General features: G+C 64.6%; 19 protein-coding genes and 1 pseudogene. 16 read left to right on the top strand and 4 right to left on the bottom strand.

Annotated features, from left to right (window positions below; translation table 11 throughout):
• The first annotated feature begins 5 nt into the window (after positions 1 to 5).
• Positions 6 to 401: a 50S ribosomal protein L17 gene (gene rplQ / locus AC56KZ_RS19840; protein WP_497163909.1), complete on the top strand. Its 396-nt coding sequence runs from the start codon at positions 6 to 8 to the stop codon at positions 399 to 401.
• Positions 402 to 475: 74 nt separating this feature from the next.
• Here rplQ and AC56KZ_RS19835 read toward each other — a convergent pair whose 3' ends face one another.
• Complete coding sequence (locus AC56KZ_RS19835) at positions 476 to 1,375, bottom strand: LysR family transcriptional regulator (protein ID WP_497163908.1); 900 nt, start codon at positions 1,373 to 1,375, stop codon at positions 476 to 478.
• Positions 1,376 to 1,508: 133 nt separating this feature from the next.
• On the opposite strand from AC56KZ_RS19835, the gene AC56KZ_RS19830 reads away from it, so the two are divergent.
• Together AC56KZ_RS19830 and dsbD are read left to right on the top strand one after the other, a co-directional pair.
• Positions 1,509 to 2,267, top strand: a complete 759-nt coding sequence (locus AC56KZ_RS19830; RefSeq protein ID WP_497163907.1) for an SDR family NAD(P)-dependent oxidoreductase — start codon at positions 1,509 to 1,511, stop codon at positions 2,265 to 2,267.
• 84 nt (positions 2,268 to 2,351) lie between these two features.
• Entirely contained in the window at positions 2,352 to 4,235 is a 1,884-nt protein-coding gene (dsbD, locus tag AC56KZ_RS19825; protein WP_497163906.1) for a protein-disulfide reductase DsbD, read from the top strand.
• A 65-nt stretch (positions 4,236 to 4,300) separates the two neighbouring features.
• Here dsbD and AC56KZ_RS19820 read toward each other — a convergent pair whose 3' ends face one another.
• Positions 4,301 to 4,831, bottom strand: a complete 531-nt coding sequence (locus AC56KZ_RS19820) for a Spy/CpxP family protein refolding chaperone (protein ID WP_497163905.1) — start codon at positions 4,829 to 4,831, stop codon at positions 4,301 to 4,303.
• A 198-nt stretch (positions 4,832 to 5,029) separates the two neighbouring features.
• On the opposite strand from AC56KZ_RS19820, the gene AC56KZ_RS19815 reads away from it, so the two are divergent.
• From AC56KZ_RS19815 to AC56KZ_RS19795, 5 genes are all read left to right on the top strand, one after another.
• Positions 5,030 to 5,758, top strand: a complete 729-nt coding sequence (locus tag AC56KZ_RS19815) for a response regulator (RefSeq protein ID WP_497163904.1) — start codon at positions 5,030 to 5,032, stop codon at positions 5,756 to 5,758.
• The gene (locus tag AC56KZ_RS19810; RefSeq protein WP_497163903.1) at positions 5,755 to 7,113 is read left to right on the top strand and encodes an ATP-binding protein; all 1,359 of its coding nucleotides are present in this window, start codon (positions 5,755 to 5,757) and stop codon (positions 7,111 to 7,113) included. Before AC56KZ_RS19815 ends, AC56KZ_RS19810 begins: the two co-directional genes overlap by 4 nt.
• A gap of 100 nt (positions 7,114 to 7,213) precedes the next feature.
• Positions 7,214 to 8,389 carry an efflux RND transporter periplasmic adaptor subunit gene (locus AC56KZ_RS19805; RefSeq protein ID WP_497163902.1) on the top strand — a complete coding sequence of 392 codons (1,176 nt, stop codon included), beginning with the start codon at positions 7,214 to 7,216 and terminating at the stop codon, positions 8,387 to 8,389.
• Complete coding sequence (locus tag AC56KZ_RS19800; protein WP_497163901.1) at positions 8,386 to 11,529, top strand: efflux RND transporter permease subunit; 3,144 nt, start codon at positions 8,386 to 8,388, stop codon at positions 11,527 to 11,529. Before AC56KZ_RS19805 ends, AC56KZ_RS19800 begins: the two co-directional genes overlap by 4 nt.
• Before the next feature lie 136 nt (positions 11,530 to 11,665).
• Positions 11,666 to 12,571, top strand: coding sequence for a hypothetical protein (locus AC56KZ_RS19795; protein WP_497163900.1), 906 nt, complete (start codon positions 11,666 to 11,668; stop codon positions 12,569 to 12,571).
• Positions 12,572 to 12,634: 63 nt separating this feature from the next.
• Here AC56KZ_RS19795 and hemB read toward each other — a convergent pair whose 3' ends face one another.
• Both hemB and yihA read right to left on the bottom strand, forming a co-directional pair.
• The gene (hemB, locus tag AC56KZ_RS19790; protein WP_497163899.1) at positions 12,635 to 13,648 is read right to left on the bottom strand and encodes a porphobilinogen synthase; all 1,014 of its coding nucleotides are present in this window, start codon (positions 13,646 to 13,648) and stop codon (positions 12,635 to 12,637) included.
• A gap of 13 nt (positions 13,649 to 13,661) precedes the next feature.
• Positions 13,662 to 14,411: a ribosome biogenesis GTP-binding protein YihA/YsxC gene (gene yihA / locus AC56KZ_RS19785; protein ID WP_497163898.1), complete on the bottom strand. Its 750-nt coding sequence runs from the start codon at positions 14,409 to 14,411 to the stop codon at positions 13,662 to 13,664.
• Positions 14,412 to 14,561: 150 nt separating this feature from the next.
• Here yihA and AC56KZ_RS19780 point away from each other — a divergent pair, with 150 nt between their 5' ends.
• The 8 genes and pseudogenes from AC56KZ_RS19780 to AC56KZ_RS19745 all read left to right on the top strand — a co-directional run.
• Positions 14,562 to 15,245 (top strand): c-type cytochrome, encoded by a 684-nt coding sequence (locus AC56KZ_RS19780; RefSeq protein ID WP_497163897.1) that lies wholly within the window; start codon positions 14,562 to 14,564, stop codon positions 15,243 to 15,245.
• Positions 15,246 to 15,348: 103 nt separating this feature from the next.
• Positions 15,349 to 17,439 (top strand): cytochrome c biogenesis protein ResB, encoded by a 2,091-nt coding sequence (locus tag AC56KZ_RS19775; RefSeq protein ID WP_497163896.1) that lies wholly within the window; start codon positions 15,349 to 15,351, stop codon positions 17,437 to 17,439.
• A 56-nt stretch (positions 17,440 to 17,495) separates the two neighbouring features.
• The gene (ccsB, locus tag AC56KZ_RS19770; RefSeq protein ID WP_497163895.1) at positions 17,496 to 18,671 is read left to right on the top strand and encodes a c-type cytochrome biogenesis protein CcsB; all 1,176 of its coding nucleotides are present in this window, start codon (positions 17,496 to 17,498) and stop codon (positions 18,669 to 18,671) included.
• 104 nt (positions 18,672 to 18,775) lie between these two features.
• Entirely contained in the window at positions 18,776 to 19,207 is a 432-nt protein-coding gene (locus tag AC56KZ_RS19765; RefSeq protein WP_497163894.1) for a DUF2231 domain-containing protein, read from the top strand.
• The gene (locus tag AC56KZ_RS19760; protein ID WP_497163893.1) at positions 19,204 to 20,496 is read left to right on the top strand and encodes a PQQ-dependent sugar dehydrogenase; all 1,293 of its coding nucleotides are present in this window, start codon (positions 19,204 to 19,206) and stop codon (positions 20,494 to 20,496) included. The genes AC56KZ_RS19765 and AC56KZ_RS19760 overlap by 4 nt, the downstream gene beginning before the upstream one ends.
• 86 nt (positions 20,497 to 20,582) lie before the next feature.
• The gene (gene msrP, locus AC56KZ_RS19755; RefSeq protein ID WP_497163892.1) at positions 20,583 to 21,563 is read left to right on the top strand and encodes a protein-methionine-sulfoxide reductase catalytic subunit MsrP; all 981 of its coding nucleotides are present in this window, start codon (positions 20,583 to 20,585) and stop codon (positions 21,561 to 21,563) included.
• Positions 21,564 to 21,566: 3 nt separating this feature from the next.
• The gene (gene msrQ, locus AC56KZ_RS19750; RefSeq protein ID WP_497163891.1) at positions 21,567 to 22,190 is read left to right on the top strand and encodes a protein-methionine-sulfoxide reductase heme-binding subunit MsrQ; all 624 of its coding nucleotides are present in this window, start codon (positions 21,567 to 21,569) and stop codon (positions 22,188 to 22,190) included.
• Positions 22,191 to 22,814: 624 nt separating this feature from the next.
• A pseudogene (locus tag AC56KZ_RS19745) lies at positions 22,815 to 22,925 on the top strand (PEP-CTERM sorting domain-containing protein); the annotation flags it as partial.
• Between the last annotated feature and the right edge of the window lie 65 nt (positions 22,926 to 22,990).

Below are 22,990 nucleotides of genomic sequence, written 5' to 3'. Positions count from 1 at the left end.
TTACCATGCGTCACCGTCACGGCCTTCGCAAGCTGAACCGTACTTCGTCCCACCGCCTCGCCATGCTGCGCAACATGACCGTTTCCCTGCTGCGTCATGAAGCCATCAAGACCACCGTGCCAAAAGCCAAGGAACTGCGTCGCGTCATCGAGCCGATCCTGACCCTGGGCAAGACCGACACGCTGGCCAACAAGCGCCTGGCATTCGCCCGCCTGCGCGACCGCGAAATGGTCCTGAAGCTGTTCGCCGAACTCGGCCCACGTTACGCCAACCGTAACGGCGGCTACCTGCGCATCCTGAAAATGGGTTTCCGCGTCGGCGACAATGCGCCGATGGCGTATGTCGAACTGATGGACCGTCCGGAAGTCAGCGACATGGAAGAAGCGCCTACGGCTGAGTAATCAGTCCGTGCGACATGAAAAAACCAGGCCTTGTGCCTGGTTTTTTTTCGCTTGTTGGCGCCGTGCGCGCCCCATCATGCGCCGGTGCCGGGTGGACTCTCCACATGCGGGCGCATCAGCTCGGCCAGCCAGGTCATCACGTGCTGGGCGCGCCGGCTGAGGTGGCGCCGGCTCGCGTACAGCAGGGTTACCGGCATCGCTGCGGCGCGATGCTCGGGCAGCAGGGTCTGCAGCCGCCCCTGGGCGATCAATTCGCGTACCCCCGTTTCAGGTACCTGGATGATTCCCAGGCCGGCCAGGCAGCTTGCCTGGTAGGCATCGCTGTTATTGACCGCGACCGACGCCGCCACCGGCACGCTGACGCGCCGGCCCTCGTCGACGTACTCGAAAAGTGCCGTGCGCGGACCCAGGCTGGAGGCGTAGTCGACCAGGACATGCCCGGCCAGGTCGGCCAGCGTGCGCGGGGTTCCGCGGCGCGCCAGATAGGCGGGACTGGCGCAATTGACCATTCTGAACTGGCCCAGGCGACGCGCCACCAGCGTCGAGTCGTTCAATTCGCCGACCCGCATGATGCAGTCGAAGCCCTCGGCCACCAGATCGACGCGGCGGTCGGTGCTGCTTAGTTCGATCTGCAGGCCCGGATAGGCGTCCAACAATGCGGGCAGCTGCGGAATCACGATCGTGCGGGCGACCGCCTGCGGCAGGTCGACCCGCAGCCTGCCCGCCAGGTCGGCGTCGGCCTGGAACATGGTTTCCAGCTCGTCGAGCTCGTCGAGCATGTCGCGGCTGCGTTCGTAGAAGGCCAGGCCATCCTGGGTCATCTGCACCTTGCGCGTGGTGCGTTGCAGGAGGCGCGTGCCGAGCGCTGCCTCCAGGTCGCGGACAGCGGAGGAAATGGCGCCTTTCGACAGGCCAAGGCTGTCGGCCGCGCGGGTAAAGCTGGCCAGTTCCGCCACGCGCAGAAAAATTTGCAAGGAATCCGGGTTCAGCATTATCGTGATCTGTTTAGTTGGTGTGAACAGTGTATTCACAGAATGCTGGTTTGTCTCCAGCGCGAATACAAATACACTGGCTTGCCTTGCAGTCCCATCCATCCAGGAGCCTTTCATGCACACTCCCATCGCCCTCATAACCGGCGGCAGCCGCGGCCTCGGCCGCAATACCGCATTGACGCTGGCCGCGCGCGGTGTCGACATCATCCTGACTTACCACAGCCGCGAGGCCGAAGCCCTGGACGTGGCCGCCCAGATCGAGACGGCCGGCCGGCGCGCCGCCGTTTTGCGGCTGGACGTCGGCAACGCACCATCGTTCCCGGCGTTCGCGCGCGCGGTAAGCGCCTTGCTCGCTGATCGCTGGCAGCGCGCACGCTTCGACTTCCTGGTCAACAATGCGGGGATCGGCATCCATGCACCGTTTCGCGAGGTCAGCCAGGAGCAGTTCACGCAACTCTTCGATATTCACCTGAAGGGGCCGTTCTTCCTGACCCAGGCGCTCGAGCCCCTGATCGCCGACGGCGGCCGCATCGTCAACCTGTCCTCGGGGCTGACCCGTTTCGCGCTGCCGGGCTACTCGGCGTACGCTGCGATGAAGGGCGGGGTCGAAGTGCTGACCCGCTACCTGGCCAAGGAGCTGGGCGAGCGCGGGATCAGCGTCAACACGCTGGCTCCCGGCGCGATCGAGACCGATTTCGGCGGCGGCGCCGTGCGCGATAACGCACAGCTGAACGCCTTTGTCGCTGCCCAGACGGCGCTCGGACGCGCGGGGCGGCCGGACGATGTCGGCGGCGCCATCGCCAGCCTGCTCGATCCCGGCAGCGGCTGGATCAACGCCCAGCGTGTCGAAGCTTCTGGCGGCATGTTCGTCTAGCCCCCCGCTTCCCCCTGTGCAACGATTCGCGGCGGTGTACTATGCTGCCTGCACGCCGCCGCTCTCGTTCACTCGAAGGAAGTTATGTCCCGCATTCTGTCCGCCATCGCCTGCCGCTTCCGCATCGCCTGCCTGCTCATGCTGGCCCTCGGCGTGCTGCAGGCTGCGCCCGCCCACGCCGCCCAGGAGTTCCTCGATCCGTCGATCGCTTTCCGCGTCTCCGCGCGCATGGAAGGCGAGAAGATGGCTGTGGTCACCTATGCCATTGCCGACGGCTACTACATGTACCGCGAGCGCTTTGCGTTCACTGCCACCGGCGTGAAACTGGGCGTACCGCAGATCCCGCCGGGCAAGGTGAAATACGACGAGACCTTCCAAAAAGACGTCGAAACGTATAAAACTTCGGTAACGATCCGCATTCCGGTCGAGGGCAGCGGGGCGTTCACCTTGATTGCGACCAGCCAGGGCTGCGCCGACGCCGGCCTGTGCTACCCACCGCAGGAAGCGAGCCTGCAACTGGCCGCCGGCGGCGCCGCAAACCAGACCAGCCTGCCGATCGGCGCCAACGCAAACCCGCCGGCGCCGCTATCGTCCAGTCCCGCCAGCGAGGGCGGCACTGCCGGCCTGAGCGGCACGCCTTTCGGTGCAGCTCCAGCGCCCGCACAAGAAGGTCCAAAGACGTCGGCGACGACGAGCGCTGCCCAGGCGCCGTCCGAGATGGCAGGCATCGACGCCATCCTGCAGGGCGGCCGCCTGCTCGCCATCGTGCCTGCGTTCGCGCTGCTCGGGCTGGGGCTCGCGTTCACGCCCTGCGTGCTGCCGATGGTGCCGATCCTGTCTTCGATCATCGTGGGCGAAGGCGGCAAAGTGAAGCGTTCGCGCGGCCTGCTGCTCTCGATCACCTATTCGCTGGGCATGGCCATCGTCTACACCACGCTCGGGGTTGCCGCCGGCCTGATTGGCGAAGGCCTGGCCGCGGCCCTGCAAAACCCCTGGGTGCTGGGCACCTTTGCCTTGCTGATCGTGGCGATGGCGATGTCGATGTTCGGCTTCTACGAGCTGCAAGTGCCGGGCGCCTTGCAAACCAAACTGGCCGGTGCATCGAGCCGCCAGGCGTCGGGCAAGCTGGCGGGCGTGTTCGCCATGGGCGCGATCTCGGCCCTGATCGTCGGGCCCTGCGTCGCCGCGCCGCTGGCCGGCGCCCTGGTCTACATCAGCCAGACGCGCGACGTCTTTATCGGCGGCGCCGCCCTGTTTTCGATGGCGGTCGGGATGAGCATTCCGCTGCTGCTGGTCGGCGTTTCGGCCGGCTCCTTGCTGCCGCGCGCCGGCGCCTGGATGGAATCGGTCAAACGCTTCTTCGGCGTGCTGATGCTGGCGATGGCCCTGTGGCTGGTGTCGCCGGTGTTGCCGGCGGCGCTGCAGATGCTGCTGTGGGCCGCGCTGCTGCTCGGGTATGGCGCCTGGCTGCTGAGCCGGCGCGGGCACTGGGCGGGTCTCGCCCTGGGCGCCGCATTCGGCATCCTCGGCGCGATGCAGCTGGTGGGCGTGGCCAGCGGCGGGCGCGATGCCCTGGCGCCGCTGGCGCACCTGAGCGGCGCCCCGCGCCATGCGCTCGAGTTCAAGCGCGTGAAAACCGTGGCCGACCTCGACGCGGCGCTGGCCGCGAACCGCGGCAACCCGGCGATGCTCGACTTCTATGCCGACTGGTGCGTGTCGTGCAAGGAGATGGAAAAGCTGACCTTCGTCGACCCGGCCGTGCAGGCCAAGCTCGCCAATACCGTGCTGCTCCAGGTGGACGTGACCGCCAATGACGTCCACGACAAAGCCATGCTCAAGCGTTTCGGCTTGTTCGGGCCGCCGGGCATCATTTTCTTCGACCGGAATGGCGCCGAGATCGCCGACAGCAGGGTGATCGGCTACCAGAACGCGAGCAAGTTCCTCGGCTCGCTGCAGAAGGTGAATTAAGCCAGTGTCGCGCTACAAAAATGGGATGCCGAGGCATCCCATTTTTGTTCAATCAGCCAAATGATTCAGCTCTGCATCGCCGCGCCGCGCCCGCCGTGGCGGCCATGATGCCGGCCGTGCTTGCCGCCCATGCGCATCTTCTTGCTGTCCATGACCTGCCGCTGTTCCGGGCTCAGCACGGCGTAGAAGCTGTTCAGCGCCGCCAGGCGTGCTTCCATGCGCGCGATGCGCTGCTTCTGGCGCTCGAGGCGCAGCTCCATGCGCTGCGGCGCCGGCAGGGCGGCGATCCTGGCACGCTCGCCGCCGACCCGGGCCAGTGGACGCTGGACCGGCTTGCCGGCGGCGAGGAAGGCGGCGAAGGCCGGTTCCTGCTGGGCCGTGAGCTTCAGTTCGGCACGCAGCTTGGCGGCGCGCTGGGCCTGGCGCTCGGCCATTTTCGCCTGGCGCTCGGCCTTGTGGGCGGCGCGCTGCTCGACGCTCATGGCATTCGCGTGGCGGCCTTCGGCCGGCTGCACCGCGGCGGTCTGGGCGACGGCGGCGCCGGCGAAGCCGATGGCGGCCAGGGCGATCAGGACATTCTTGCGAAGGGTGTTCATGTGTTTCCTTTGGTGTGAGAGTGGGTCGGGGTGTCCAGCTGAACCGCTCGCTGCACAGGACTCATCATGACCAACAAGTGTAAGCCCAGCATGTCCTGTCCCGCGCACTTTGTATCAATATGTTTCCTTCTTAAATCCATATACAGTCCGATACAAAAACACTGCGCGCGCCCCGGGTAAGCAGGGATAATTGCGGCCATGGACAATCCTTCTACTATTCTCATCGTCGACGACGACCGCGACATCCGCCAGCTGCTCGCAGATTACCTCGAGTCGAATGGTTACCGCGCGCTGGCCGCCGGCGACGGCGTCGCGATGTGGAAGATCCTCGACGAATCGCGCCCCGACCTGATCGTGCTCGACCTGAACCTGCCGGGCGACGATGGCCTGACGCTGTGCCGCAAGCTGCGCGCCACCTCCAGCCTGCCGGTGATCATGCTGACCGCCCGCAACGAGCCGCTCGACCGCATCCTGGGCCTGGAAATGGGCGCCGACGACTACCTGCCGAAGCCCTTCGAGCCGCGCGAACTGCTGGCGCGCATCCGCAGCGTGCTGCGCCGTTCGCATGCGATGCCCTCCAACGCGCCGGCCGAGAACGTGCAGCAGATGCGCTTTTCGAACTGGACGCTCGACCTCACCGCGCGCCACCTGGTCAACCCCGACGGCCTAGTCATCATGCTCTCGGGCGCCGAGTTCCGCCTGCTGCGCGTCTTCCTCGAGCACCCGAACCGCGTACTCAACCGCGACCAGCTGCTCAACCTCACCCAGGGCCGTGACGCCGATCCCTTCGATCGCTCGATCGACATCCAGATCAGCCGCCTGCGCCAGAAGCTGGGCGAAGACGCGCGCATGCCGCAAATCATCAAAACCGTGCGCAACGGCGGCTATGTGCTGGCCGGCCAGGTGACCGTGGAGCCGACCGCGTGAAAGCGTTTATCGGCTCGATGACCGGCCGCGTCTTCCTCACTTTGCTGCTGGGGATCCTGGTGTCGGCCGCGCTGACCCAGTGGCTGGCCGATGTCGAGCGCCAGCGCGTGCTCGAGCGCGCGCGCGACCAGACCCTGATCGAACGCGCCGAAACCCTGATCATGGCGACCGAAATCGTGCCGTCCTCGACACGGCGCGCCTACCTCGCCGTCGCCAACCGGCCCGGCCTGCAGCTGGAAGTCGGCCAGCCGTATGCGCTGGCGCCGCAGCCTTCCACTTTTGTGAAGACCCTGTCCGAGCGGCTCGGCAGTCACTACCAGATCAGCGCCGCGGCCGGCGCGCCTGCGGCCTGCGCCCAACCGCCGCGCATGCCGATCCTGTACGGCCTGCTGAGCACCGAATGGCGCGGCGCCTGCGAAAGCCTCAACGTGCGCCTGCGCGACGGCGAACAGCTGCACCTGGCCGTGCTGCCGCCGCGTACCCTGGTGGCGGCCGAGACCGACTACCGGGCCGTGCTCGCCCTGTTCTTCCTCAGCATCGCGGCCCTCGCCTACGTGGTTGCGCGCATGACCACGCGTCCGCTGAAACAGCTGGCGCAAGCCGCGCAGGACCTCGGCAACGACATCAACCGCGCGCCGCTCGACCTGACCGGCGCCAGCGAGATCCGCCAGGCCAGCGCCGCCTTCAATGCGATGCAGGCGCGCATCCGCCAGTACATCTTCCAGCGCACGCAAATGCTGGCGGCGATCACCCACGACCTGCAGACGCCGCTGACGCGGATGCGCCTGCGCCTGGAAAAAGTGTCGGACCACGAATTGCAGGAACGCCTGATCGGCGACCTGTCGGCGATGCAGGCGATGGTGCGCGAAGGGCTCGACCTGGCGCGCAGCATGGACACCACCGAGAGCATGCAGATGCTCGACCTCGATTCGCTGCTCGACGCCAGCGTCGACGACGCCGCCGACGCCAACCAGCCGGTCACGCTGGCCGGGCGCTCGAACATGGCGCTGCTGGGCCGCCCGCTCGACCTGCGCCGCTGCCTGGGCAACCTGATCGACAATGCCGTGAAATACGGCCACAAGGCGCAGGTCGTCGTCGACCGGGTCAAGGGTGCGGCGCGCATCCGCGTGCGCGATGCCGGCCCCGGCATTCCGCAGGCGGAAATGCAGCGCGTGTTCGACCCGTTCTACCGCGTCGAAACCTCGCGCTCGCGCGAATCGGGCGGCACCGGGCTGGGCCTGACGATCGCCCGCAACATCGCCGAACAGCACGGCGGCAGCATCACGCTGGCCAACCTGGCCGAAGGCGGCCTGGAAGTGACGCTGATGCTGCCGGAGTACTACCCGGGAAAATAAGCGCTGTGCATACGCGCGTCATATTAAATTGGTAGCATCGCAGATTCGCAAAGTATTTATTGATTGATAAAGCCGCCGGTACGCGCGGTAAGGGACTTGGATGAAAAAGAATACGCTAGCAACTATCGCCGTTGTCGTCGCCGTCGCCGGGGCAGGCGTCTGGTACATGAACCGGGGCGCCCAGGCCGAGGGCGAGGGCGGGAAGGGCGGACCCGGGGGCAAGGGCGGCATGCCGCCGACCACCGTCAATGTGGTCGCGCCGCAGCGCCAGGACGTCGGTGTCGACGTCGCGGCCAACGGCACCGTCACGCCGCAGCGCACGGTCGACTTGCGTTCGCAGACGACCAGCACGATCCGCCAGGTGCACATCAAGGAAGGCCAGTTCGTCAAAGCCGGCCAGTTGATGTTCTCGCTCGACGACCGCAGCGACCAGGCCAGCGTGGCCCAGGCCCAGGCCGAAGTCCAGCGCGGCCGCGCCACCCTGGCCGACCTCGAGCGCCAGTACAAACGCAGCCAGGAACTGGTTGCACAGAAATTTCTCGCCCAGAGCGCCGTCGACACGCTGCGCAGCCAGGTCGAAGGCGCGCGCGCCGCCCTGGCCGCCAACGCGGCCGCGGTGCGCGCCAGCCAGGTCAGCGCCAGCTATTCGTCGATCCGCGCGCCGATGGCCGGCCGCGTCGGCGCCATCAATGTCTATCCGGGTTCGCTGGTGCAGCCGGCCACCTCATTGACCACCGTCACCCAGCTCGACCCGATCGACGTCGCCTTCACGCTGCCGGAATCGAGCCTCGGCTCGCTGCTGGCGGCGCAAAGGGCGGGCAAGGTCAGCGTCGAAGCGAGCACCGGCGTGGCCGATGCCAAGCCGATCACGGGCGAACTGTCGTTTGTCGACAACACCGTCGACGCCACCAGCGGCACCATCCGCGTCAAGGCGCAATTCGGCAACGGCGACGGTTTGCTGTGGCCAGGACAATACGTGAACACCCGCGTGACCGTGCGCACGCTCAAGGACGCCGTCGTGATCCCGCAAAATGCGATTATCATCAACGCACAGGGCACCTTCGTCTACGTCGTCGACGCCGGCGGCACTGCGCGCATGGTGCCGATCGAACGCCAGCACGGATTCGGCCTGAACGCGGCGGTCACCGGCCTGACCGGCACCGAGCGGGTGATTACCGAAGGCAAGCAGAACCTGCGTCCGGGCGGCAAGGTCCGTCTCGCAGGCGCCAAGCCACAAGGCGCGCCGGCGCCTGCAGGAAAGGATAAAGCCGCATGAATTTGTCCGAACTGTGTATCCGCCGCCCCGTGATGGTGGTGCTGCTGTCGATCAGCCTGGTGCTGGTCGGCGTGCTGGCTTACATGCATATCCCGGTCGCGGCGCTCCCCAGCTATAACACCCCGGTCATCAACGTCGGCGCCAACTTGCCCGGGGCCAGCCCGGAAACCATGGCGTCCTCGGTCGCCTTGCCCCTGGAAAAGCAGTTTTCCACCATCGCCGGCATCAAGCTGATCACCTCGACCAGTACCCAGGGCAATACCAACCTGACTCTGGAATTCGCCAACGAGATTGACGTCGACAAGGCTGCCGTGGACGTGCAGGCGGCGCTGCTGGCCGCGCAGCGCCAGTTGCCGCAGGAAATGACGGACCTGCCGTCCTACCGCAAGGTCAATCCGGCCGACTCGCCGATCCTGTTCATGCACATGACCTCGCCGTCGATGAACCTGTCGGAGCTCAACGATTACGCCGAGAACATGGTCTCGCCCGCGATCTCGACCCTGCCGGGCATCGCCCAGGTCACGGTGAATGGCGGCAAGCGCTTTGCGGTGCGCGTGCGCGCCCGCTCCGACCTGATGAACGCACGTAACATTTCGATGGACGAGTTGGCCGCCTCCCTGCGCGCCGCCAACTCGAACGCGCCCCTGGGCGTGCTCGACGGTCCGGCCCAGACACTGACCATCCAGGGCGGCGGCCAGCTGATGCGCGCCGCTGATTTCGCCAAGCTGATCGTCGCCACCCGCGACGGCTTGCCGGTACGCCTGCAGGACGTGGCGAACGTCGAAGACAGTTACCAGTCCGTAAAAGCGGCGGGCAGCCTGAACGGCGAGCGCTCGATCGTGCTGATGGTGCAGCGCCAGCCGAACGCGAACACGGTGCAGGTGGTCGACTCGGTGCGCGCGCTGATGCCGAAATTCGAGCAGCAATTGCCTGCCTCGATCAAGATCCACCTGGTCAACGACCGCTCGATCTCGATCCGCGAAGCCATCCACGACGTCAACCTGACCCTGGCCGGCACCGTCATCCTCGTCATCCTGGTGATCTTCCTGTTCCTGCACCGCTTGACCGCCACCCTGATTCCGGCCGTTACCGTGCCGATTTCGCTGCTGGGCGCGCTCTCCTTGCTCTACGCCTTCGGCTATAGCCTCGACAATATCTCCCTGCTCGGCATTACGCTGGCGGTCGGCCTGGTGGTCGACGATGCCATCGTGGTGCTGGAAAATATCGTGCGCCACATGGAAATGGGGAAAAAACCCTTCCATGCAGCCCTGGTCGGCTCGCGTGAGATGGGTTTTACCATCATTTCGATCTCGATTTCGCTGGTGGCCGTGTTCATCCCGATCTTCTTCATGCCGGGCGTGATCGGCCTGCTGTTCCGTGAATTCGCGGTCGTGGTCGGCCTGGCGGTGCTGGTGTCGGCGGTGGTCTCGCTGACCCTGGTGCCGATGCTGTGCTCGCGCCTGATCAAGGGCGGCGGCCACATCGAGCCGCATGAAATGTCCTGGATCGGCCGCCGCTTCGAAGCCATGTTCATGAGCGTGCGCAACGGCTACGAGCGTTCGCTCGACCGTGCGCTGCGGCACCGCTTCCTGGTGCTGATGTTGGCCGTGGGCACCCTGGTGCTGACCGTCATCCTGTATTCGACCATGCCTAAGGGCTTCTTCCCCGAGGAAGACCTGGGCCAGCTGCGCATCACCGTCGAGGCGGCCGAAGACACGTCGTCGGCCAAGCTGATGGAACTGCAAGGCAAGGTGGTGGACGCCATCCAGACCAACAAACACGTGCAGGACGTCACCTCGTTCACCGGCGGCGGCAATACCGGCCGCATGTTCCTGGTGCTGGTGCCGCGTTCGGAACGCCCGGCCATGCCGGCGGTGCTGGACGAATTGCGCAAGGCCACGCGCAACATCGCCGGCGTGCAGGTGTACATGTCGCCGGTGCAGAACCTGCAGCTGGGCGGCCGCCAGAGCAAGAGCCGTTACCAGTACACGCTGCAGAGCGTCTCGGGCGGAGAAATCGGCGGCTGGGCCGACCAGTTCCTCGAGCGCATGCGCGCCAACCCGATTTTCCGCGACGTCACCAGCGACTCGCAGAACCGCGGTTTGCAGGCCACCCTCGACATCGACCGCGACAAGGCGGCCCTGCTCGGCGTCGACATGGCCGCCGTGCGCACCGTGCTGTACGCCGCCTTTGGCGAGCGCCAGGTCTCGACCATCTATTCGAGCGCGGCCAGCTATTACGTGATCCTCGAAGCGGCCGAAGCCGACCGCTATTACGACGATGCGCTGGCCAAGGTCTCGGTGCGCGCCAAATCCGGCGAGCTGGTCAAGCTGTCGAGCTTTGCCAGCGTACGCCGCACGGTGGGCCCGATCGCCATCAACCACCAGGGGCAACTCCAGGCAATTACCCTGTCGTTCAACCTGGCGCCGGACGTGCCGCTGGGCGACGCCACCGAAGCGATCACCGAGATGGGCCGCGACATGAAGCTGCCCGCTTCGGTCATCACCCAGTACGGCGGCGACGCGGCGGTGTTCCAGGATACCCAGTCGAGCCAGCTGATCCTGATCATCACCGCCATCCTGGTCATCTACGTGCTGCTCGGCGTGCTCTACGAGAGTTATATTCACCCGCTGACCATCCTCGCCGGCCTGCCGTCGGCGGCGGTAGGAGCGCTCCTGACCTTGTGGCTGTTCGACATGGACCTGACCCTGATCGCGATGATCGGCATCCTGATGCTGATCGGTATCGTGAAGAAGAACGCGATCATGATGATCGACTTCGCGCTCGACGCCCAGAGGAACGCCGGCATGAAGCCCGAGGAAGCGATCCGCGAGGCCTGCATCCTGCGCTTCCGCCCGATCCTGATGACGACCCTGGCGGCGATGATGGGCGCGCTGCCGATCGCGCTCGGCATCGGCGCCGGCGCCGAGCTGCGCCAGCCGCTGGGCCTGGCCGTGGTGGGCGGCCTGATCTTCTCGCAGGTGATCACGCTCTACATCACGCCGGTGATTTATCTCTACCTCGACAAGTACAGCGGCACCGGGCCGATGACGGACGACGACGTGGCCGCGGCCGAGACCGCTCACAGCGCGCCCGAGCAGCACGCGCCGGTGAAGCACCATCCATCGCGCGCCGCCTGATACAAGTTGTAACAACTGTCAAGTTGGCAGGACTGTAAGCTAGGGCAGGGCAGGCCGTGCGGGAAGCACCCAAACCGGGTAGACTTCCGCACTGGCCGCCCTTCGCCGACTTGGTTCTGTTTCTCAGGAAGTGCTATTGAACTTGCGTGACGCCCCCCATACCTGCACGATCGAGAGCGATGTCTGCGCGCATTGCGGGCAAACCCTGCCCGATCGCATCGTGCCGCAGTATGGCGAGCGGCGCGCCAGCCGTACCGGCCTGGCCGTCACGATAGCGTTGCACCTGCTGCTGGTCGGCCTGTATTTCTACGAGCCGGACCGGCCCGAGAAAAAGGCCTCGGCCCCGGCCGGCGAGGAAATCGTCTACGTTGCCCCGCTCGCCAAGCCAGCGCCCCCGCCGCCGCAAAAATCGGCAGTGCGCAAACCTACCGAGCCCAGCAAAACGCCGCCGCCGCGCCAGCGCGTCGAGCGCCTGCCCGACACCATCACCATCCCCGAGGAAAAGCCGGTCGAAGTCGCCAAGGCGGAACCGACCCCCATACCGGAAAAGCGCGAGGAAATCACGCCCGAGATGGACATGTCGGAATACCTCGCCAAGCGGCGCCAGGCCCGTGGCGCGACCGACCCCAGCACGACCACCGAGGAAAGCGAAGCCGCACGCGGCAGCCGCAACGCGCTGGCCAACATCGCCGCCATCAATAACCGTGGCCGCGACGATGCCAACGAAAGCGGCGGCGTCTTTTCGATCTCGAACAAGACCTTCCACAGCATGGACCTGAAATTCCGCGGCTGGAACCCGAACTTCAAGCGCCGCTGGCTGACAGCGGTGACGGTGGAGCAGGGCAGCGAACCGGATGTCGAGACGGCCGTGGTCAAGAAGATGATCGAACTGATCCGCCGCGAAAAGAAGGGCGACTTCGACTGGGAATCGGATCGCATGGGCCGCGTCGTGAAGATGAGCGCGCGGGTACAGGATACGGCGGAGTTGCAAGCGTTTTTGATGAAGGAAATGTTCCCGGAGTACCGGCCGCCGGTCCGATAAATTCACATGCGTAAAAAAACCGTGCTTTGGCACGGTTTTTTATGTCCAACGCAGCGCTAAGCCTTACCCGCCCGCCTTCAGCTTGCGTGCAATATCCAGCGCAAAATAAGTCAGCACCCCATCGGCGCCGGCCCGTTTGAAGGCCATCATCGCTTCCATCATCACCTTGTCGTGGTCCAGCCAGCCGTTCTGGGCGGCGGCCTTGATCATCGCGTATTCGCCGCTGACCTGGTAAGCGAAGGTCGGCACCTTGAATTCGTCTTTCACGCGGCGCACCACGTCCAGGTAGGGCATACCGGGCTTGACCATCACCATGTCGGCGCCTTCGCCGATATCGAGCGCCACTTCGCGCAGCGCTTCGTCGCTGTTGGCCGGGTCCATCTGGTAGGTGTTCTTGTCGGCCTTGCCGAGATTGGCACTGGAGCCGACGGCGTCGCGGAAGGGGCCATAGAAGCTGGAAGCATATTTGGCCGAGTAGGCCATGATGCGCGTGTGGACAAAGCCGCCCGCTTCCAGAGCATTGCGGATCACGCCGATGCGCCCGTCCATCATGTCCGAGGGCGCGACGATGTCGACGCCGGCTTCGGCATGGGTCAGCGCCTGGCGCACCAGCATCTCGATGGTCTTGTCGTTGACGATATAGCCGGTCTCGTCGGGCAGGCCATCCTGGCCGTGCGTCGTGTACGGGTCGAGCGCGATGTCGGTGAGCAGGCCCAGCTGCGGGAAGCGGCTTTTCAGCGCCTTCACTGCGCGCGGCACCAGGCCGTCGGGATTGGTCGCCTCCACGCCGTCATAGGTCTTCAGGGAAGCGTCGATCACCGGGAACAGCGCCATCACCGGAATGCCCAGCGCCACGCACTCCTCGGCCACGCCAATGAGCACGTCGACCGACATCCGTTCCACGCCCGGCATCGAGGCCACCTGCTGGCGCTGGTTCTCGCCGTCGAGGATGAAGACCGGGTAGATCAGGTCCGATGCGGTGACAGTGTTTTCGCGCATCAGGGCGCGCGAAAACGGGTCGCGGCGCATGCGGCGCGGGCGGGCGGCAGGGTACATGGCGGAGGTAATCGAGCTCATCGAGGCACTTTCTTCAGATGGAATCGTCGGGCTTGGCTTCTGCATCGGCAGCGTCGTCTTCGACGGCATCGTCACCCGCCTCGTCCTCGTATTCGATTTCGCGGTCGAGTCCGACCAGCTCCTGGATCTTGGCGTCGGCTTCCTCGAGGCCAATGCGCTTCAGGGCCGAGAACAGCTGCACCGTGAACGGGAAGCCTTCGCCGTCCTCGTCGACATAGCTTTCCAGCACGCCCTTGGCTTCACGCAGCACGTTGGCCTGCTCGTTGCGGTTCAGCTTGTCGGCCTTGGTCAGGATGCAGTGGATTGGTTTGCCGGTCGGGGCGAACCATTCGAGCATCTGCACGTCGAGGTCGGTGAACGGGCGGCGCGAATCCATGATCAGCACCAGCGCGGCCAATTGCTCGCGGCGCTGCACATAGTCGCCCAGCAGCTTTTGCCAGTGCAGTTTCGCGGTGCCCGACACTTCGGCGTAGCCGTAACCCGGCAAGTCGACCAGCATGCAGCGGATTTCATCGACGATGGTCGGGTCCTTGCGGTGCTGGCCGACGTGGGCGCCGCCGATCGAGAAGTAATTGATGTGCTGGGTGCGGCCAGGGGTCTTCGAGGCGAACGCCAGGCCCTTCTGGTTGGTCAGGATATTGATCGCGGTCGACTTGCCCGCGTTGGAACGGCCGGCAAAGGCAATCTCGGGCACATCGGTGTCGGGGAGATCGCGCAGTTGGTTGACGGTCGTGAAGAAGCGGGCTTGCCAGAGTTTGGACATGGGAGAGAGGTGAGAAATGCAATGAAATGAAGCAATAGAGAAACAAAGCTATTGTACAATAAGGGGTTCTCGAATGTAGGCGTGTGGTCTTTGACGCCGGTAAGCTGCTGTATTTACAATAATTTGTTGTCGACTTTTCAGGGTGCTCGAATGAATCGTGTGTCTGTACCGTCCGCTAGCGCGGTCTTCGTGAAATCGTTATTGGTTGCAAGCCTGGGGTTCGGCGCGTTTGTGAATGCGGCCGGCGCGGCAGAAGTAGCCCGTGCAGCCAAACCCGACCCTGCCAAGGGCGCCACCCTGTACGACAGCGGCGATACCGCACGCGGCCTGCCGGCCTGCCTGTCGTGCCACGGCGCCAACGGCAACTCGACCATCGCGGCGAACCCCAAGCTGTCGAACCAGATCGAAGCCTACACCCACAAGCAACTGGTCGACTTCACCACGCCGCAGCGTGTGAATCCGATCATGACCACGTATTCCAAGATGCTCACCGACGAGGAAAAGCGCAACGTCGCCGCCTACCTCGCGATGCAGAGGGCCAAGCCGGGCGCCGCGAAGAACAAGGATACGGTCGAACTGGGCCGCAAGATCTACCGCGGCGGCATCGCCGACAAGGGCGTTGCAGCCTGCGCCAGCTGCCACGGCGCCAACGGCGGCGGCATGCCGATCCAGTATCCGCGCCTCGCCGGCCAGCAGCAGGACTATACTGTGGCGCAGCTGGTGGCCTTCCGCACCGGCGCGCGCAACAACAGTGCGCAAATGACGGTGCTGGCCCAGCGCATGTCGGACGCCGAAATGAAGGCAGTGGCAGACTACATCGCCGGCCTCCGCTAAGGATTTGAGTCATCAGTGAGAAAAGGGCGGCAGCGCGAGCTGGCGCCCTTTTTGCTGCAAGCTTGCGGTCTCCACCCGCCGCACGAGGAAGTTGCCCCAAGAAATGAGCACTACCGGAATTGAATTGAACACGCGCCGCCGCTGGCTGGCCGAAGCTGTCGAGCTGGTGTCGTCGATGCGCTTTGCCATCAGCCTGCTGGTGCTGCTGTCGACGGCCGCCATCATCGGTACGGTCGTCACGCAGAACAGCATCATGCCGAACTACGTCAACCAGTTCGGCCCCTTCTGGTATGAAGTCTTCCGCGCATTCGGCGTCTACAACGTCTATACGAGCTGGTGGTTCCTCGCCATCCTGCTGACCCTGATCGTGTCGACCAGCCTGTGTGTGATCCGCAACGCGCCGAAAATGGTGCGCGACATGCGCAGCTGGCGCGACAACGTGCGCGAAGAATCCCTGCGCAATTTCCACCATAAAAGCGAATGGACGGCGCCGCTGGCGCGCACGGCACTGGCGCAGCAGACCGCGCTGCGCCTCGGCCACGCCGGCTACAAGGTCAAGATCGTCGAGAAGGAAGGCAGCATCCTGGTGGCGGCGAAGCAGGGCGCGGGCAACAAGTTCGGCTATATCTTCGCGCACACGGCCATCATCGTGATCCTGCTGGGCGGCATGCTCGATTCGGAACTGCCCATCCGCGCTCAACAATGGTTCCTCGGCAAAACCCCCTACCACGGCGCCGGCCTGATCGCCGACGTGCCGAGCCAGCACCGGCTGGGCGTGTCGAATCCGACCTACCGCGGCAATATCCTGCTGGCCGAAGGACAGACCGGGCAGACCGCCACCATCGCCCAAGGCGGCGGCTCGCTGCTGCAGGAACTGCCGTTCGCGATCGAACTGAAAAAATTCCACATCGATTTCTACTCGACCGGCATGCCCAAGCTGTTCGCCAGCGACGTCCTGGTGCACGACCGCGCGGAGGGCAAAACCTTCCCGGCCACGATCAAGGTCAACGAGCCGCTGATCTACAAGGGCGTGGCCGTCTACCAGTCGAGCTTTGAAGACGGCGGCACCAAGCTGAAACTCACCGGCTTCCCGATGGCGGGCAAGATCGATGACGCTTTCCAGATCGCGGGCGAAGTCAATGGCGCCACCGAACTGAAGGCGGGAGGCACCAGCTTCGCGGTCGAATGGACCGGTTTCCGTCCGTTCAACGTCGAAAATACCGCCGTCAACGACCCGCGCGCGGTGACCAAGGGACAGTCGCTGAACGAGCAGTTCGCCGCCACGCTCGGCAAGGCCTCCGGCTCGGCCGCGAAGGCCGACGCCACCAAGGACTTGAAAAACGTCGGACCGAGCGTGCAATACAAGCTGCGCGACCAGACCGGCCAGGCGCGCGAATTCATGAACTACATGCAGCCGGTCACGCTCGACGGCGCCCAGGTGTACCTGGCCGGCGTGCGCGACAACCCGAACGAGGGCTTCCGCTTCCTGCGCATTCCCGCCGACGACAAGTACGGCGTGCGCGAATGGATGCGCCTGCGCGCGGCGCTGGCCGATCCGGCCCTGCGCGCGGAGGCGGCGCGCCGCTACGCCGCCCGCGCCGTGTCTCCCGGCCAGGCCGCCCAGCCCGGTTTCAGCGAGCAATTGCGCGAGTCTGCGGAACGCACGATCGGCATGTTCGCCGGCGACGGCACCCCGGGCGGTTTCGTCGCGGTGGCCCGCTTCCTGGAACGCATTCCCGCGGCCGAGCAGGAAAAGGCGGCCAGCGTCTTCATCAAGATGCTCAACGGCGTCCTGCTGGAACTGTGGCAAGCCGCGCGCGCGCGCGACGGCGAGGCGCCGGTCGAGGGCAGCGACACCCACGCACGCTTCCTGCAGCTGGCCACCAATGCCCTGTCGGACAGTTTCTTCTACGGCGCCCCGGTCTACCTGCAGCTCGAAGAGTTCAACGAAGTCAAGGCCTCGGTGCTGCAGGTGACGCGCTCGCCGGGCAAGAAGATCGTCTACCTCGGCTGCACGCTGCTGGTGGCCGGCATCTTCGCGATGTTTTATATCCGTGAACGGCGCCTGTGGGTGTGGATACGCGACGCCGATGGCGGCGCCCACGCGCTGATGGCGATGAGCACCCAGCGCAAGACACTGGACTTCGAAAAAGAGTTCGCCGAGCTGGCAGCGAAGCTGCCGCAAACGGCGTAAGCTTGGCAGTCGCTGCCGAGAGCAAACGCCGTAAAAATCAGGTAATGGAGACAAGTATGGAAGCATCCCGACCGAACCCTGGCGTCACGACGCCGGGCATCACCTATAAAGAGACGCCCGGTTATTTCCGCCGCCTGAACGCCATCGACTGGCTGTTCGCCGCAGCGCTGATGGGCGCGGCCCTGTTCGCGCTGAACCGCTATGCGGCCAATATGGACGGCTACGAGCGCGTCATCCTGCTGCTGACCGCGCCGACCTTCGCCGCCCTCGGCTGGCACTGGAAGCCGGTACGCTGGCTGATTCCGCTGGTGGCCCTGCTGTCGCTGTGGGCCATTTCGCTGTATGGCGGATCGCTCCCGGCGGCCGAGCAAAAGTTCCTGCTGAAATACATGCTGTCGAGCCAGTCGGCCATCCTCTGGATGAGCGCGCTGTTCGTGTTCGCCACCGTGTTCTACTGGATCGGCCTGCTGGCCCGCTCGGATGCCGGCAGCGCCATCGGCTCGCGCATGTGCTGGGCCGCCGTGGTGATCGGCTTTACCGGCATGATGGTGCGCTGGTTCGAGTCCTACCTGATCGGGCCGGACATCGGCCACATCCCGGTGTCGAACCTGTACGAAGTGTTCATCCTGTTCGCGCTGATCACGGCGCTGTTCTACCTGTATTACGAACAGCATTACCGGACGCGCCAGCTGGGCGCTTTCGTCCTCCTGATCATTGCGGCGGCCGTCGCCTTTTTGCTCTGGTACACGGTCTCGCGCGATGCCGCCGCCATCCAGCCGCTGGTGCCGGCCCTGCAAAGCTGGTGGATGAAAATCCACGTGCCCGCCAATTTCATCGGCTACGGCACCTTTGCGCTGGCCGCCATGGTCGCCACCGCCTACCTGCTGAAGTCGCACGGCATCCTAGCCGACCGCATCCCGAGCCTGGAAGTGCTGGACGACCTGATGTACAAGTCGATTTCGGTCGGTTTCGCCTTCTTCACGGTCGCCACCATCCTGGGCGCCCTGTGGGCGGCCGAAGCCTGGGGCGGCTACTGGTCCTGGGACCCGAAGGAAACCTGGGCGCTGATCGTCTGGCTGAACTACGCCGCCTGGCTGCACCTGCGCCTGATCAACGGCCTGCGTGGACGCGTGGCGGCCTGGTGGGCGGTGGTGGGCTTGCTGGTGACGACGTTCGCCTTCATCGGCGTCAACATGTTCCTGTCGGGCCTGCACTCCTACGGCGAATTGTAAGCAGCTGCCTGACCGGGAACTAGCTTCCCGGAATCAGGCCTGCGACAGGTCCTTGATGAAATCGATATGATTCGATTAACACAACCATCATCAAGGACGTTTCAATGTCATCTTCCATTACGGGCAATCCTGCTTATCGCAGCCCGCCCGGCCCGCTGCACGCCATTCTGCTGGGCGGAACCGTCCCGCTCTTTATCGGCGCAATGCTCAGCGATGCCGCCTATTACCGGCAGCATCAGATCCAGTGGAGCAATTTTGCGTCCTGGCTGATCGTCGGCGGCTTGCTCTTCTGCGGCCTCGCCCTGCTGTTTGCGCTGGTCAACCTGATCCGTGCCCCACGCAAGTCGGGCCATCCGCTGACCTATTTCCTGTTGCTGCTGGCCACCTTCGTGCTCGGCCTCGTCAACGCATTCGAACATGCCAAGGATGCCTGGGCCGTCATGCCCTCCGGCCTGGTGCTGTCGATCATCGTCAGCCTGCTGGCCCTGGCCGCGGCCTGGGTTGGCCTGAACCATCGTTCGGGAGGTGCACGATGAACCGCATGAACTCGCTGACACTGATCGGCACGGCGCTGCTGCTGGGCGCGTGTACCAACGAGGGAGTCACTACCCAGGCCTACGGGGCCGATCCCAAACTGCCCGCGCCCGAACGCGGCCTGTTCCCAAGCATGAAGATCGCCGAGCCCGAGTTGTGGGGCAGCCAGAAGCCGACCGTCCCCCAGGGTTACACCATCACGGCGATCGCGACCGACCTGAAGATTCCACGCCAGATGCTGGTGCTGCCGAATGGCGACATCCTGGTGGCGGAAGGGCGGGGCGGCAACGCGGCCAAGCTGAAACCCAAGGACGTGATCGCGGGCTACATCAAGGCGCAAGGCAATACCAAGGTCAAGGGCGGCAATCGCCTCACCTTGCTGCGCGATGCCGACGGCGACGGTGTCTACGAGCTGAAAACCGTGTTTGCGGAAAACCTGAACGCCCCGTATGGCCTGGCGTTCGCCAACAACACGCTGTACGTCGCCAACCAGGATGAACTGGTCAGCTTCGCCTACCAGCCGGGCATGACCAAAGCCGCCGGCGCGCCGAAAAGCATCGCCAAGCTGCCGTCCGAGATCAATCACCACTGGACCAAGGCAATGACGATCAGCCCGGATGGGCGCCACGTCTATGTCGGCATCGGCTCGAACAGCAACATCACCGAGCGCGGCATGGAGGCCGAGGTGGACCGCGCCCTGGTGTGGCAGATCGACGTCCAGAGCGGCGCCTACAAGCCCTTCGCAACGGGCCTGCGCAACCCAACGGCCCTGGCGATGCACCCCGAGACCGGACAGTTGTGGTCGGTCGTGAACGAGCGTGACGAACTGGGCCCGGACCTGGTGCCCGACTACCTGACCTCGGTGCGCGAAGGCGGCTTCTATGGCTGGCCCTACAGCTACTGGGGCCAGAACGTCGATCATCGCGTGATGCCGCAAGACCCGAAAAAGGTCGCCGCCTCCATCAAGCCCGATTACAGCCTGGGCTCGCACGTTGCCGCGCTGGGCCTGGACTTTTCCCGGCCGACCATGGGCGCGCAGTTTGCCCAGGGCGCTTTTGTCGGCGAGCACGGCAGCTGGAACCGGGCCAACCCGGTGGGCTACAAGGTGATCTTCGTACCCTTCGCCAACGGCCGTCCGTCGGGCGCACCGGTCGACTTCGTGACCGGCTTTCGCGACGGCGAAGGCAAAACCCGTGGCCGGCCGGTGGGCGTGACGGTCGATCCGCGCGGCGCACTCATCGTGGCGGACGACCTGGCCAACACGGTATGGCGGGTCGCCCCGGCCCGTTAAGGGCGGCTTAAGGCGGGAACGACGATAAGCGGCAAGGTAATTTGACGAAATCGTGTATCGTAGGACTTCACTCCTGGAGTTCTCTGATGCTGATCAAACCAAACCGCGACGGATCGAATCCGCCGCTCGCCTCCGAAATTACGCCGCGCGAAGTCTACGAAGAGCGGCGCAAGTTCATCCAGAAGATGGCCGCCGGCGCGGTCGTCGGCGGTGCGCTGTGGGAGATGGCGAACCGCGAGGCTTTTGCCCAGCAGCCAGCGGCCCAGAAACTCGCCGCGCGCGCCAACCCTGGCTTGTCCACCACCGAGCCCCGCACCCCCTTCAAGGATGCGAGCACCTACAACAATTTCTATGAGTTCGGGCTGGATAAGAGCGACCCGGCCGAGAACGCGCACACTCTCAAGACGCGTCCCTGGACGGTGCTGGTCGACGGCGAAGTGAAAAAGCCGCTGCGCTTCGATATCGACACCCTGACCAAGGTCGCGCCCCTGGAAGAGCGCGTCTACCGCCTGCGCTGCGTGGAAGGCTGGTCGATGGTCATTCCCTGGGTCGGTTACTCGCTGTCGAACCTGCTCAAGCAGGTCGAACCGAACGGCAACGCCAAATTTGTCGAATTCACCACCCTGGCCGATCCGAAGCAGATGCCGGGCCTGCGCGCCGACGTGCTCGACTGGCCCTACGTGGAAGGCCTGCGCCTCGACGAAGCGATGCATCCGCTGGCGCTCCTGACGGTCGGCATGTACGGCCAGGTGCTGCCGAACCAGAACGGGGCGCCGGTGCGCCTGGTGGTGCCCTGGAAGTACGGTTTCAAGTCGGCCAAGTCGATCGTGCGCATCCGCCTAACCAGCCGCCAGCCGCGCACCGCCTGGAACGTGTCGGCGCCGTCGGAATACGGTTTTTATTCGAACGTGAATCCGCGGGTCGACCACCCGCGCTGGTCGCAGGCGACCGAACGCCGCATCGGGGAGGACGGCTTCTTCAAGAAAAAGCGCGACACCCTCATGTTCAACGGCTATCCCGAGGTTGCCTCGATGTACGCCGGTATGGACCTGAAAAAATACTTTTAAACGATGGCGTTCAATCCCCCGCCAAAACAGCTCACTCTCATCAAGGGCGCCGTGTTCCTCGCGGCGCTGCTGCCCTTCCTGTGGGGGCTGCAGCTGGTGCTGCGCCAGGTTCCGGTCGATCCGCTCGAGTACATCACCCACGAAACCGGCGACTGGGCTTTATACCTGCTCTGCATCACGCTGGCAATCACGCCCCTGCGCCGCCTGAGCGGCTGGAACTGGCTCGTCAAGCTGCGCCGCATGCTGGGGCTGTTCACCTTTTTCTATGCGCTGCTGCATTTCATCGCCTTCCTCTGGTTCGACCATTTTTTTGACGTCGCGGCCATGCTGCGCGACGTCGTCAAGCGGCCCTTCATCCTGGTCGGCTTCACCGCATTCGTGCTGCTCGTTCCGCTGGCGGTAACGAGCACCAACGGCATGATCAAGCGCCTGGGCGGCAAGCGCTGGCAATGGCTGCACCGCCTGATCTACCTGGTCGCGCCCTTGGCGGTGCTGCATTTCTGGTGGATGAAGTCGGCCAAGAACAACCTGGTGCAGCCGATGCTGTTCGCGGCGATCGTGGCGGCGCTGTTGCTGGTGCGGGTGTACTGGAGCCGGGTCAAGTCAAAGGCGCCGGCGCGCGCGTGAATGTCGGAAAAGCTTACAGACCAGCCCGCGCGGCAAGCGCGTACAACCACAAGTCGTTGTATTGAAACAAGGAAATTTTCTGGCACGAAACATGCTATGTCTCTTCCAACATCAAATTAATCGGGAAGAGACATGAACAAAATAGTCAAGTTATCCGCATCCGTACTTGCCGCAGTCGCCTTGCACCTGCCGGCGATGGCCGCACCGATCCTGGACCAGAACCATCCTGTGCCAGTCGGAGCGTTCTGTGCAGTCACGATGACCGACTGGTGCGGGCAATCCTTCCAACAAACGAATGCCAACATTTCCGGCGCCGGCATCTACCTGGTGGGCTCCGAGGGCGGCCGTACCGACCCCGCGACCCTGACGATGTCGGTCTACAGTTCCTATGGCGGCTCCGGCCTGTCGGGCCTGGTCGCCTCGGGTTCCACCGCGATTGCCGGCAATTATTTTGGTTTTGTCGATATCTTCTGGACGCCGGCCGCCGTGCAGGCAAATACCCAGTATTACCTGGTGCTGGGATCGACGAACAATGTGTTTGCGTCGTTCTCGACGTCGACCTACGCCAACGGCACGTCCCTTTTCCAGGGTGGAAGCATTTCGAATTATGACCTGACCTTCCGCACCTTCGCCGACAACGGCGCACCCCAGGACGTGCCCGAGCCAGGTGCGCTGGCCCTGCTCGGTCTTGGCCTGGCCGGTCTCGTCGCTGCGCGGGGCAAGAAGCGCGGCTGATACCAGGTTCTGCATCGCCGGTGTGTATTTACGGTCTGAAACGTTTGGTAGCGTTCCTTACCGGT

This window comes from Telluria sp. LT2P34 (assembly GCF_059685915.1).
This window is presented reverse-complemented; position numbering and strand designations above follow the sequence as displayed.

What these genes read in the sequence shown, in the direction of transcription:
- dsbD (WP_497163906.1), top strand. Translation starts at nt 2,352, where the DNA reads ATGTCCCGCATTCTGTCCGCCATCGCCTGCCGCTTCCGCATCGCCTGC.
- AC56KZ_RS19800 (WP_497163901.1), top strand. Translation starts at nt 8,386, where the DNA reads ATGAATTTGTCCGAACTGTGTATCCGCCGCCCCGTGATGGTGGTGCTG.
- AC56KZ_RS19765 (WP_497163894.1), top strand. Translation starts at nt 18,776, where the DNA reads ATGTCATCTTCCATTACGGGCAATCCTGCTTATCGCAGCCCGCCCGGC.
- AC56KZ_RS19775 (WP_497163896.1), top strand. Translation starts at nt 15,349, where the DNA reads ATGAGCACTACCGGAATTGAATTGAACACGCGCCGCCGCTGGCTGGCC.
- AC56KZ_RS19820 (WP_497163905.1), bottom strand. Translation starts at nt 4,831, where the DNA reads ATGAACACCCTTCGCAAGAATGTCCTGATCGCCCTGGCCGCCATCGGC.
- msrQ (WP_497163891.1), top strand. Translation starts at nt 21,567, where the DNA reads ATGGCGTTCAATCCCCCGCCAAAACAGCTCACTCTCATCAAGGGCGCC.
- AC56KZ_RS19805 (WP_497163902.1), top strand. Translation starts at nt 7,214, where the DNA reads ATGAAAAAGAATACGCTAGCAACTATCGCCGTTGTCGTCGCCGTCGCC.
- msrP (WP_497163892.1), top strand. Translation starts at nt 20,583, where the DNA reads ATGCTGATCAAACCAAACCGCGACGGATCGAATCCGCCGCTCGCCTCC.
- yihA (WP_497163898.1), bottom strand. Translation starts at nt 14,411, where the DNA reads ATGTCCAAACTCTGGCAAGCCCGCTTCTTCACGACCGTCAACCAACTG.
- rplQ (WP_497163909.1), top strand. Translation starts at nt 6, where the DNA reads ATGCGTCACCGTCACGGCCTTCGCAAGCTGAACCGTACTTCGTCCCAC.
- ccsB (WP_497163895.1), top strand. Translation starts at nt 17,496, where the DNA reads ATGGAAGCATCCCGACCGAACCCTGGCGTCACGACGCCGGGCATCACC.
- AC56KZ_RS19815 (WP_497163904.1), top strand. Translation starts at nt 5,030, where the DNA reads ATGGACAATCCTTCTACTATTCTCATCGTCGACGACGACCGCGACATC.
- hemB (WP_497163899.1), bottom strand. Translation starts at nt 13,648, where the DNA reads ATGAGCTCGATTACCTCCGCCATGTACCCTGCCGCCCGCCCGCGCCGC.
- AC56KZ_RS19780 (WP_497163897.1), top strand. Translation starts at nt 14,562, where the DNA reads ATGAATCGTGTGTCTGTACCGTCCGCTAGCGCGGTCTTCGTGAAATCG.
- AC56KZ_RS19760 (WP_497163893.1), top strand. Translation starts at nt 19,204, where the DNA reads ATGAACCGCATGAACTCGCTGACACTGATCGGCACGGCGCTGCTGCTG.
- AC56KZ_RS19830 (WP_497163907.1), top strand. Translation starts at nt 1,509, where the DNA reads ATGCACACTCCCATCGCCCTCATAACCGGCGGCAGCCGCGGCCTCGGC.